This window comes from Burkholderia sp. F1 (assembly GCF_050813845.1).
In the GTDB taxonomy this organism is placed as follows: domain Bacteria; phylum Pseudomonadota; class Gammaproteobacteria; order Burkholderiales; family Burkholderiaceae; genus Burkholderia; species Burkholderia ubonensis.
The window spans coordinates 2,724,551-2,736,675 of record NZ_CP172421.1 but is presented as its reverse complement, the minus strand read 5'-3'; the positions used below and the strand labels follow the sequence as shown (position 1 = coordinate 2,736,675).

Annotated in this window: 8 protein-coding genes and 1 tRNA gene; all 9 read left to right on the top strand. The window is 64.1% G+C overall.

Annotated features, from left to right (window positions below; genetic code table 11):
* The first annotated feature begins 42 nt into the window (after nt 1–42).
* The 9 genes from ACFIMZ_RS12915 (at nt 43) to ACFIMZ_RS12875 (ending at nt 12,001) form a co-directional block, all read left to right on the top strand.
* Nucleotides 43–136 (top strand) — tRNA-Ser (locus ACFIMZ_RS12915).
* 544 nt (nt 137–680) lie between these two features.
* A complete protein-coding gene (locus ACFIMZ_RS12910; RefSeq protein WP_431819861.1) occupies nt 681–1,883 on the top strand; it encodes a serine hydrolase domain-containing protein in 1,203 nt (400 codons plus the stop codon).
* Nucleotides 1,884–2,073: 190 nt separating this feature from the next.
* On the top strand, nt 2,074–3,237 hold the full coding sequence (locus ACFIMZ_RS12905; RefSeq protein ID WP_431819860.1) for an efflux RND transporter periplasmic adaptor subunit: 1,164 nt from the start codon (nt 2,074–2,076) through the stop codon (nt 3,235–3,237).
* A 229-nt stretch (nt 3,238–3,466) separates the two neighbouring features.
* Nucleotides 3,467–4,627 carry an acyltransferase family protein gene (locus ACFIMZ_RS12900; RefSeq protein WP_431819859.1) on the top strand — a complete coding sequence of 387 codons (1,161 nt, stop codon included), beginning with the start codon at nt 3,467–3,469 and terminating at the stop codon, nt 4,625–4,627.
* Nucleotides 4,628–4,757: 130 nt separating this feature from the next.
* Nucleotides 4,758–7,958, top strand: coding sequence for an efflux RND transporter permease subunit (locus tag ACFIMZ_RS12895; RefSeq protein WP_431819858.1), 3,201 nt, complete (start codon nt 4,758–4,760; stop codon nt 7,956–7,958).
* A 10-nt stretch (nt 7,959–7,968) separates the two neighbouring features.
* Entirely contained in the window at nt 7,969–9,453 is a 1,485-nt protein-coding gene (gene opcM, locus ACFIMZ_RS12890) for a multidrug efflux transporter outer membrane subunit OpcM (protein WP_431819857.1), read from the top strand.
* Nucleotides 9,454–9,588: 135 nt separating this feature from the next.
* On the top strand, nt 9,589–10,371 hold the full coding sequence (locus ACFIMZ_RS12885; protein WP_431819856.1) for an AfsA-related hotdog domain-containing protein: 783 nt from the start codon (nt 9,589–9,591) through the stop codon (nt 10,369–10,371).
* A 33-nt stretch (nt 10,372–10,404) separates the two neighbouring features.
* Complete coding sequence (locus ACFIMZ_RS12880) at nt 10,405–11,052, top strand: methyltransferase family protein (protein ID WP_431819855.1); 648 nt, start codon at nt 10,405–10,407, stop codon at nt 11,050–11,052.
* A gap of 4 nt (nt 11,053–11,056) precedes the next feature.
* The gene (locus ACFIMZ_RS12875) at nt 11,057–12,001 is read left to right on the top strand and encodes an NAD-dependent epimerase/dehydratase family protein (protein WP_431819854.1); all 945 of its coding nucleotides are present in this window, start codon (nt 11,057–11,059) and stop codon (nt 11,999–12,001) included.
* The last annotated feature ends 124 nt before the right edge of the window (nt 12,002–12,125 follow it).

Sequence of the window (12,125 nt, the reverse complement as noted above, 5' to 3'; positions counted from 1 at the left end):
TCTTTCTCGTCGCACTGCCTCCCTGGTGCGAGCGAAAGTTTGGGAGACGTGGCCGAGAGGTCGAAGGCACTCCCCTGCTAAGGGAGCATCTGGGCCAAAACCTGGATCGAGGGTTCGAATCCCTCCGTCTCCGCCAGAAATGGTGGAACAAGCCCCGCAAGTTCTCGGACTTGCGGGGCTTTTCTTTTTCCGGCTCCCGCATCGGCTCATCCGCGATATCGTGTTCGAGCTGGCCGCAAGCCATCGGTCGGCATGACCCTGGCCGACATCGGTTCTGCGACCGCCTCGATCAATCGTGGATTTGCGTCCTGACGTTACCGGGTCTGTCGGGTCGGATCGATTTCCAATCCCGCATACGCCATCTTTCGGAGAAAGCAGATTTTTCGATATCCAAATCGGAAAATCCGCTGAGTAATTGGCATATCCGTTTCGGCGCGCTTCGGCTCGACTCCGGTCTGCGCGATGTTGAAGCATTTGCCTTTTTGCACGCGGCCTACTTCAATCAAATGCACCACCGAAGGCGCAGGTGCGCCGCGCCGCGCAGGCGCGCCGCCCGGCGTCTACAGGCCGATTCGAGACATTTTCGTCCGCTATGAAAATACGGTCGAACTGCTTTTAATTTGTTTGGCCATTGACTTACCATGACTGCGGAAAATAATTTTCACTTAAAGGTAAATGCTATGGCCTTTCAAAATGCTTTGCCGGATTCGTCGGCTGGTTATTCGTTTGCATCGGCATTAACGCAGCGCGTCGACAGCGTGCTCGAGCGCACGTTGTCGGAGCAGCGCCTCGCCGGTGCGGTCATTTTGATTTCGCAGGCCGGGCAACTGATTTACCGGCGGGCCGCCGGCATGGCCGATCGCGAGGCCGGCAAGCCGATGCAGGAGGATGCGCTTTTCAGGCTGGCTTCCGTGTCGAAGCCGATCGTGTCGGTTGCGGCGTTGGCATTGATCGCCCAAGGGCGGCTGCAGCTCGACGACGACGTGACCCGGTGGCTGCCGGCATTCACGCCGCGGCTGCCCGACGGCACACAGCCCCAGATCACGATTCGTCACCTCATGACGCACACCGCGGGCCTGTCCTACAAGTTCTTCCAGGAGGAGAACGGTTCGTATGCGCGTGCCGGCGTGTCCGACGGGATGGACGACAGCGACGTGAGCCTGCAGGAGAACGTGCGCCGCATCGCGTCGGCGCCGCTGCTGTATCGGCCGGGAAGCGAGTGGAAGTACTCGATCGCGACCGACGTCCTGGGCGCCGTCATCGAGCAGGTCACGCAATTGCCGCTCGACAAGGCCGTCGGCGAACTGGTGACCGGGCCGCTCGGGCTGCGCGACACGGCCTTCGCGGCGGTGGACGAAAGCCGGCTCGCCGTTGCCTATGCGGACGATCCAGCGGCGCCCCGGCGCCTGGGCGAACCCGATTTCGTGCCGTTCATCGAAGGCACGGCCGGTTTCGTGTTGTCGCCGAATCGCGCGTTGAATGCGCGCGCGTATCCGTCCGGCGGCGCAGGCATGATCGGCTCCGCAGGGGACTTCCTGCGTCTGCTGGAAACGTTGCGCACGGGCGGGGCGCCGCTGCTGCCCGAGTCCCTTGTCCGGCAGTTCACCACCAACCAGATCGGCGACTTGCCGATGGCGTTCTGGCCCGGCCGGGGGTTCGGCCTCGGCATCACGGTGCTGAAGGATCCCGTCGCGGCGCAGACGCCCGAATCGGCCGGAACCTGGCGCATGGGCGGCACTTACGGCCATTCCTGGTTCGTCGACCCGGTACGGCAACTGAGCGTGGTCGCGTTCACGAATACCGCGCTCGAAGGGATGTCCGGCGCGTTCGTCGGCGAATTGTGCGAAGCCGTCTATGTGCCGGAGTTCAGCACGGTCGAATAAAGCGGTTCGCGCGACGACATCGATCGCTTCGCAGGGCGGGCAGGCACCTCGAGGGCCGGGGTGCCGCTCGCTCGCGACGGGGCACGGGCATGTGTCGCGTCCAGCGCTGCAACAGCCCGGGTAGGCGCGCGATCGCGCACCGGCGCCGAGCGGTCCGACATGATTTGTAGTACTAAAAGAAGGGACGGACATGCCGCCCAAACGAAAGTACCCGATTGTGATTGCCGTCTTGCTGATCATCGCGGCTGCCGGCGCGGTGACCGCCGTGCTCGGTCGCGGCGGCGCGATCAAACCGGTCTACGCCGAGGCGCAGCCCCCCGCAGCGGAAGTCGATGTCGCCGCTGCCGTGGAAAAGAGCATCGTGGATTGGCAAAGCTACTCCGGCCGGCTGGAGGCCATCGACAAGGTCGAGGTGCGGCCGCTGGTCTCAGGGACGATCGTCGCCGTCCATTTCAAGGACGGCGCGCTGGTCAAGAAAGGCGATCCGCTGTTTACCATCGACCCGCGGCCGTATGTCGTCGAGGTCGATCGCGCCGAAGCGCGACTGGCGTCGGCCCAGGCGCGGCGCAGCTTCACGGACGCGGACCTGGCGCGCGCGCGACGCCTGATCGTCGACAACGCGATCGCCAAGCGGGATTTCGATGAAAAACAGAATGCGTCACGCGAGGCGGATGCGGACCTGAAGGCCGCGCAGGCCGCCCTGGAGGCGGCCAGGCTCAATCTAGGCTATACCCGGATCGTTGCCCCCGTCGCGGGACGGGTATCGCGGGCCGAAATGACCGTAGGCAACATCGTCTTTCCCGGCGCCTCGTCGCAGCCGTTGACGACGCTGGTGTCGCTTTCGCCGATTTACGCGTCGTTCGATGTCGACGAGCAGACCTATCTGGCCTACCTGAGCCGAAACGGCAAAGGTGCGATGCCGGTCATGCTGGGGCTGGCCGACGAGAGCGGCTATTCCCATCCGGGTTCGGTCTCATCCATCGACAATCGCATCGACAGCGGGTCGGGCACCGTTCGTGTGCGGGCGATCTTCGACAACCCCGACGGCACGCTGCTGCCCGGATTGTTCGCCCGCGTGAAAATCAGCGGCAGCACGCCGCATCCCGCGGTGCTGATCAGCGACGGCGCGATCGGCACCGACCAGGAAAAGAAATTCGTGATGGTGGTCGATGCGCAGAATCGCGTGCAGTATCGCGAGATCCTGCCGGGACATCTGCAAGATGGGCTGCGCATCGTCTCCCGCGGCTTGCAGCCGGGCGAACGCATCGTCGTCAATGGCCTGCAGCGCATTCGTCCCGGCAGCAGCGTGAAACCGAACCTGGTTTCCATGGCCGCCGACAGCGTCAGCGGCTAGCGAAGCACCAATCGCAACCACTGCAGGATCCGGCGCGCGGATCGCGACATCGCGGCAATCGCCGCGCGACGAGATTGTCCTCGGCAATTCAGGCAAGAGGGCGGCGCCATGCCGTCCCGGATCGCGGCAGCGAATGCCGCGGCCGAGGTCGTCCGTTCACTGAAGACATGCGCCACCGAATAGTTGCATCGATCTGTCGTGGTTAAGCCATCTTTATAAGGAGTGCTTCATGAATGACGTGACCAGGACCTCGTCCGCGTTACCGCATTACCCTTCGAGGAAGTTGCCGTCGCTGACCGGGTTGCGATTCGTCGCGGCCGCGCTCGTCTTCGGCTTTCATGCGTCGTTGACCAAGATCATCGGCTTCAACCCGTATGCCGACCATCAGGCCTCGCATATATTCAAGGTGCTGTTCGGCGAAGGCGGGTGGATCGGCGTCTCGTTCTTCTTCGTGCTCAGCGGCTTCGTGATCACGTGGTCGGCCAGGCCGGACGACACGGTCGGCAGCTTCATCTACCGGCGCGTTCTGAAAATCTACCCGAATCACTTCGCGACCTGGGCCTTGACGATGATTCTGTTCGGCGCATCCGTCACGTCGGCTTCCGTCTGGCTGCCGAACCTGCTGCTGGTTCATGCATGGATTCCGAAGGACGAAGTCTATCTCGGCGTCAACGGCCCGTCGTGGTCGCTCTGCTGCGAACTGTTCTTCTATGTCACGTTTCCTTTTCTTTTGATCTATATAAAAAGGATTCCTGAGAAAATGTTGTGGCTCTGGGCCGCGGCCATGGTGGTCGGGCTGTTCGCCAGCCAGTTGGCCATCAATCTGCTCGTGCCGGGCACGCCCTGGGTGACGGCCTGGCCGATTTCGGTGGAGCGCTGGTGGCTGTCCTACTTCTTCCCGCCGTTTCGATTGTTCGAGTTCGTGCTCGGCATGCTGATGGCGCGCATCCTGATGACGGGGCGCTGGATCGGCCTGGGACTCGCGCCTGCATTCGGACTGATGGTTGCCGGATACGTCTTCGCGATGTTCGTGCCGTTTCAGTACAGCTTCAACGTGACAACGGTCATTCCGGTCGCCTTCCTGATCACGTCGGTGGCGGCGGCCGACGTGGCCGGACGCAGAACCGGATTCGCCGGAAAGACGATGAACTGGCTGGGCGACATCTCGTTCGGGATGTACATGATCCATCTGGTCATCCTGACGGCGGTGACGAACTGGCTGAACGGCCGCTTGATGGCCACGCCTGCGGCGACGGCGCTGGTGCTGGCGGTTTTCGGCGCGTCGGTGCTCGGCGGCTGGCTGCTTTTCGTCTGCATCGAGCGGCCGGTCATGCGCCGGTGGGGGAAGACCGCGCCGCGCAAGCCCGCGCTGATGGGCGCCGAGGTCTAGCCAGCCTTCGAATGACGGCGCACTGCATCCGGCCGGGAAGCGGCGACCAAAGCCGCGCGTTCCGGCGGCGTGCTTCGGCTTCGGCGGTGCGTCGTCGCAGGAGCCAATCCAGAATGATGGAAACTTGATCATGAACGTTTCGAGGTTTTTCGTCGACCGGCCGATTTTCGCCGGCGTCCTGTCGACGCTGGTCTTGCTGGCAGGCGTCATATCGCTGTATTTCCTGCCGATCGCGGAGTACCCCGAGGTGGTGCCGCCCGTGATCGCCGTCAATGCCCAATACCCGGGCGCGAACCCGAAGGTGATTGCGGAGACGGTCGCGTCGCCGCTGGAGGAGCAGATCAACGGCGTCGAGGGCATGCTCTACATGCAGTCACAGGCGAACAGCGACGGCAATTTGACGCTCACGGTCACCTTCAAGGTCGGCACCGACCCGGACAAGGCACAGCAGCTGGTTCAAAACCGGGTCTCGCAGGCGTTCCCGAAGCTTCCCGCCGATGTGCAGAGACTCGGCGTGACGACCGTCAAATCGTCCACCACCCAGACCATCGCCGTGCATCTGGTGTCGCCGAACAATCGCTACGACGTCAACTATCTGCGAAACTACGGAATACTGAACATCAAGAGCCGGCTGGAGCGCATTGCCGGCGTCGGTGAAGTCAGAATCTGGGGCGGCGGAGACTATTCGATGCGGATCTGGCTCGATCCGCAAAAGATCGCCGCACGCGGGCTGACCGCGACCGACGTGGTCAACGCGATCCGCGAGCAGAACGTGCAGGTCGCGGCCGGCGTGATCGGCTCGCAACCGATGCGCGGCAACGTGCCGTTGCAACTGTCCGTCAATACGCGCGGACGCCTGCAATCGGAAGACGAATTCGGCGCCATCGTGGTCAGGACGGCGCAAGCCGGTGGCGTGACCTATCTGCGCGACGTCGCGCACATCGAGCTCGGCGCATCGGATTACGGCTTGAGATCGATGGTCGACGGCAAGCCCGCCGTGGGGTTCGGCATCTTTCAGGCGCCCGGCGGAAACGCGCTGACGATTTCGGACAAGGTGCGCGAGGCGATGGAGGAAATCAAGGCGGACATGCCGGCCGGTGTCGATTACAGGATCGTTTTCGACCCGACCAAGTTCGTGCGCTCGAGCATCTCCGCCGTGGTATCCACGCTGCTTGAAGCCATTGCGCTGGTCGTGGTCGTCGTCATCCTGTTCTTGCAGACCTGGCGCGCGTCCATCATCCCGTTGCTGGCGGTCCCCGTTTCGATTGTCGGCACCTTCACGCTGCTGCTGATGTTCGGATTCTCGATCAACGCGCTGTCGTTGTTCGGGATGGTGCTGGCGATCGGGATCGTCGTCGACGACGCGATCGTGGTCGTGGAAAACGTCGAGCGCAACATCGCCAAGGGGCTATCTCCGAAGGATGCGACCTATCTCGCGATGAAGGAGGTGAGCACGCCGATCATCGCCATCGCGCTGACGCTTTCCAGCGTGTTCATTCCGCTGGCATTCATGCCGGGCCTGTCCGGCGAGTTCTACCGGCAGTTCGCGCTGACCATTGCGATCTCGACGATCATCTCCGCGTTCAATTCCCTCACGCTGTCGCCCGCGCTGTCCGCGCTGCTGTTGAAGGGGCACGGCGATCCGGAGGACGGCGCGACCCGTTTCATTCGGCGTTACCTGGGTGGATTCTTCGACGCGTTCAACCGGCTGTTCAAGCGCGGCTCGACGGCATACGGAACGGGGCTCGACGGACTGATCGGCCACAAGGCCCTGGTGATGGGCCTGTATGCCGTGCTGATCGGCATCACCATCCTGGTGGGCAAGGTCGTTCCGACCGGGTTCGTGCCGGCGCAGGACAAGGAATATCTCGTGGGGTTCGCACAGCTGCCGAACGGCGCGTCGCTCGACCGCACCGAAAAGGTGGTCAATACGATGGCCGACATCGCGATGAAGCAGCCCGGCGTGGAAAGCATCCTCGAGTTCCCGGGCATGTCGGTGAACGGCCTGATGAACTCGTCGAGCGCGGGCACCGTATTCATCACGCTGAAGCCGTACGACAAGCGTGGCGACAAGGCGCTGTCCGCGCAGGCGATTGCCGACGCATTGAATCGCAAGTACGCGGACATCAAGGAATCCTTCGTGGCCATCTTTCCGCCGCCACCCATTCTCGGTTTCGGTACGCTCGGCGGTTTCAAGATACAGATCGAGGATCGCGGCGCGCTCGGCTACGCGAAGCTCGCCGATGCGACCAACGACTTCATCAAGCGCGCGCAGCAGGCGCCGGAGCTGGGGCCGCTGTTCACGAGCTACCAGATCAACGTGCCGCAGCTCAACGTCGATCTCGACCGTGTGAAGGCGAAGCAGCTCGGCGTGTCGGTCACCGACGTGTTCGACACGATGCAGATCTATCTCGGCTCGCTGTACGTGAACGACTTCAATCGCTTCGGCCGTGTGTACCAGGTGCGCGTGCAAGCCGACGCGCCGTTCAGGGCGTATGCCGAGGATATTGGGCAGCTGAAGACGCGCAACGCCGCGGGCGAGATGGTGCCGCTGTCGTCGCTCGTCTCCGTCGCGCCGACGTTCGGCCCCGAGATGGTGGTGCGCTACAACGGCTATACGGCGGCGGACATCAACGGCGGGCCGGCGCCGGGCTTCTCGTCGGGGCAGGCGCAGGCGGCGATCGAGCGGATCGCGCACGAGACGCTGCCGCGCGGCGTGCGCTTCGAGTGGACCGACCTCACGTACCAGCAGATCCTCGCGGGCAACGCGGCGATCTATGTGTTCCCGATCAGCGTGCTGCTCGTGTTCCTCGTGCTTGCCGCGCTGTATGAAAGCCTGACGCTGCCGCTCGCGGTGATCCTGATCGTGCCGATGAACATTCTGTCGGCCCTGACGGGGGTGTGGTTGACGCAGGGCGACAACAACATCTTCACGCAGATCGGCCTGATGGTGCTGGTCGGGCTGTCGGCGAAGAACGCGATCCTGATCGTCGAGTTCGCGCGCGAGCTGGAGCACGACGGCAGGACGCCGCTCGAGGCGGCGATCGAGGCGAGCCGGCTGCGGCTGCGGCCGATCCTGATGACGTCGATCGCGTTCATCATGGGCGTCGTGCCGCTCGTCACGTCGACCGGCGCGGGCGCGGAGATGCGCCACGCGATGGGCGTCGCGGTGTTCTTCGGGATGCTGGGCGTGACGCTGTTCGGGCTGATGCTGACGCCGGTGTTCTACGTCGTGCTGCGCACGCTTGCGGGCGGCAAGATCCACGTCGCCGGCAAGGACTCGGCCGGCTATGGCGTGCCGGCTCCGCGCGTACCGGCTTCGGACGCTTGAGGACAACAAGATGGATAACTCGAAGACTCAACCTGGTTTGATGCGCATCGCGAAGCTGGCGGCGGCGAGCGGCCTGCTTGTCTCGCTGCTGGCTGCATGCGCGGTCGGGCCTGACTACAAGCGGCCGGACGTTACGACGCCCGCCGCGTTCAAGGAAGCGCCGACGCTCGCGCCGGGCGAGCAGGCCGGCACGTGGAAGACCGCCGAGCCGTCGGACGCCGCGCATCGCGGCGAATGGTGGAAGGCGTTCGGCGATCCGGTGCTCGATTCGCTCGAGGAGCAGGCGCTGGCCGCGAACCAGAACCTGAAGGCCGCGGCGGCGCGCGTCGAGGAAGCGCGCGCATCGACCCGCGCGGCGCGCTCGCAATGGTTCCCGCAGATCGGCGCAGGCTTCGGGCCGACGCGCGAAGGGCTGTCGTCGGCGTCGCAGTTCCAGCCGCAGGGCACGGGGCCGACCAACGCGACGCTGTGGCGCGCACAGGGCACGGTGTCGTACGAAGCGGACCTGTTCGGCCGCGTCGGCCGCAACGTCGAGGCGTCGCGCGCGGACCAGGCGCAGAGCGAAGCGCTGTTCCGCTCGGTGCAGCTCGCGCTGCAGGCGGATGTCGCGCAGAACTACTTCGAGCTGCGCCGGCTCGATTCGGACCAGGACCTGTACCGCCGCACGGTCGAGCTGCGCGATCAGGCGCTGAAGCTCGTGCAGCGCCGCTTCAACGAAGGCGACATCAGCGAGCTCGACGTGTCGCGTGCGAAGAACGAGCTGGCGACCGCGCAGGCGGATGCGGTCGGCGTCGCGCGTCGTCGCGCGGCGTCCGAGCATGCGCTCGCGATTCTGCTCGGCAAGGCGCCCGCGGATTTCGCGTTCAAGGAAAAGCCGCTCGTGCCGGTCGCGGTGAAGGTGCCGGCCGGCCTGCCGTCGGCGCTGCTCGAACGGCGGCCCGACATCTCGGCGGCCGAGCGCGCGATGGCGGCGGCGAATGCGCGGATCGGTCTCGCGAAGTCCGCGTATTTCCCGAAGCTGGACATCACCGGGGCGTTCGGCTATGAAGCGTCGACGCTCGGCAGCCTGTTCATGTGGTCGAGCCGCACGTTCCTGCTCGGGCCGTTCGCGGGCACCGCGCTGACGCTGCCGCTGTTCGACGGCGGACGGCGCGCCGCGGGCGTGCAGCAGGCGCGCGCGCAGTACGACGAGCAGGTCGCGAACTACCGGCAGCAGGTGCTCGTCGCGTTCCGCGAGGTCGAGGACAACCTCGCTGACTTGCGGCTGCTCGACGACCAGATCCGCGCGCAGGACGCGGCCGTCAATGCGTCGCGGCGCGCGGCGAAGCTGTCGCGCACGCAATACCAGGAAGGCGAGGTCAGCTATCTCGACGTGATCGACAGCGAGCGCTCGGTGCTCGTGTCGCAATTGCAGGCGAATGCGCTGACGGGCACGCAGGCGGTGTCGACCGTCAACCTGATTCGCGCGCTGGGCGGCGGGTGGGGGGAAGCGTAGCGCCGCAGGCATCGGGGCCGGCTTCGCGCGACGCATTCCGCTTGCGCGTGAAACCGGTTGGGCCGCCGCGCGGCCAATGCGGATCTTCCATTAAAAGAACTGGATCAATGCGCGGCGAAATAATGCGAGGGAACTATGGACAAGGGACCGTTTCACGATCGCCTGAACGACGCATTGTTTATCGTTGGCGACTGTTGGGGCAGCAGCCTGATCGACGACGGCATGGTCAGCGTTTCGGATTTCATTTCCGGATTGCGCGCGGGACGTTATCACGAGCCTTTGCCGATGCTGCGATCCGGATTCGGGGTGGAGCATCACGAGCTCGACGTCCTGCGTCACGAACTGGAGCGCATCGGCCTGGACCCGTTCGCGTTGAGCGAGATGCGTGAGCCGGATTGCGTCGAGATTGCGCATACGCATAAACGGAACCCGCAGAACGTCTTGCTCGCGAAGCTCGAACGTCTTGACGACACGCATTACCAGGCAGCGCTGCGATTGAACAGCAACAACGAGCTGCTGCTCGATCACGTCACTGGCTGCCATATCTCCGCGATGGTTCTGACGGAGGCTGCCCGGCAGATGTTTCTCGCGGTGACCGAGCAGTATTTCCTCGGCGGGGCGGCGGTCGGGCGCCACCGTTTCGTGATCAACGAATGGCAGGCGTCGTTCGAGCATTTCCTGTTTCCGCTGGATGCCATCATCGAGTACCGGATCGACGAGATCGTCCGCGACAAGAGCGATCGATTGCGGTTTCGAGTGGAGATCCTCGTGAAGCAGGCCGACTCGGTCGCCGCCAGGATTCGCATCGTGTTCACCGTTTTCGAAACGACATACCTGACCCGGTATGAAATGAAGCAGGCCGCCCGCACGGTCAGGCGCCTGAAGGCCTGCCTCGCCCGTGCCGATTCGAAGGAATGAATGCATCGAACATCGACCCTGAGGAGGGACATCGTGCAATGGTTCTTGCGCAAGTATCCGCTGCTTGTATTCTTGTCGTGTTGCCTGGTACTGCTGATCGCCGCGATCGGCGAAGCGCCCCGCTATGCATCGCCCCTTCATCGGATCGGCATTGCGCTGGTCGCGATGTATCTGGTCTGGCTCGCATGCGAGGCGCGGACCGCGATGAGCAGTTCGGTCGAAAGCAATCTGTCGAGCGATCGCGGTACGGTTCTGGCTTACGGGGCCGCCAGGGTGGTGACAGTCGCGAGCGCCTGTTTCGTACCGAGTCACTGGGATGACTATCGACCCTGGATGCCGGTATTGCCGTTGCTGTTCTTCATTGGCGTCGCGTTGCGGATCGTCGCGATTCGCACACTCGGGAAATTCTATTCCCACAAGATACGCACGCTTGCCGATCACCGGATCGTGTGCACCGGCCCGTATCGGTGGGTGAGGCATCCGGCTTACGCGGGGATGTTGATTGCGCATGCGTCGTTCGTCGCGTACTTCCTGAATGTCTATAGCGCCACTGCATTCCTGGCCATGCTCCTGCCGTCGATCGTGGTGCGCATCCGGTGCGAGGAACGGATCCTGTTCGACGTGGCTGACTACGCGGACTATTCGTGCGGTCGATATCGGCTGATGCCGTTCGTGTGGTGAAGGAATGACGAGATCGACGATCCTGGTGACCGGGGCAAGCGGCTTCATCGGCGAGGCGGTCTGCCGTCGGATGATCGGGCTCGGGCACGCGTCGCGCCTGCGCGTGCTGGTGCATCGGCGTGCGCCCGGTTTCAGCGACGCACGCAGCATGGATTGCGTTCACGGCGACCTGACCCGGCCTGCCGGTTTGCGGGGGGCGTGCGACGGCATCGAGACGGTGATCCATGCGGCGTCGGATGTCGGCGCCGATGCCGACGCATGTGACGCGGTCAACCGGTCGGGCACGCGGGCATTGATCGATGAAGCGCGGCGGGCCGGCGTGCGGCGCGTGATTTATGTCAGTACGGCCGCTGTATACGGCGCCGGCGTTCATCGCGGCATCCGGGAGAACGAGATCGTGCCGGTTCCGGTGTCGGCGGTCAGCCGCTCACGGCTGGCCGCCGAGGAATGCGTGCTGGCGGCCGGCGGGACCGTGCTTCGACCGATGTTCATCCTGGGCGCGGGCGACAAGTGGTTCTTGCCGACGCTCTTGCGGTTGATCCGCGGGCTGGACGCGTGGATCGAAGAGGGGCAGGCCGTCCTGTCGTGCACGACGGTGGACACGGTTGCCGCCGCGTTGGCCGGGATTGCGCTCGATTCGGCCCGCGTCGCGGAGGGGGGCGTCTATCACTGCACGCATCCCGAGCCCGTTCGCGTGCGCGACCTGGTCGAGGCGGCGGCGATCCACGTCGATTTCACGATGCCGCGAAGCTCGGTCAGTCTTTCCGAAGCGCTCCGGAGGTTGCCACCTGGCGTAAGCGAACGGCAAGCCCGTCTTTTCGCCGAGGATCACTGGTACGACGGCACCCGGTTATGGCAAGCGCTCGGCGCACCGCCGGGCGTGAAATTGACCGAGAGCTGCGGCGATTACTGGCAAGGATACCGACGCTGTCTGACGGGTAGCGGCTGACACGTGGCGTCAGGTTGGGGCGGGAACGGACTGGATGAAGGCGCGTCAGGCACATGATTTGCATCACTAAGATGTTGCGTGGCGTGAAGGAAATTCCAGAAAAACCATACTACTGTCTGGGGAG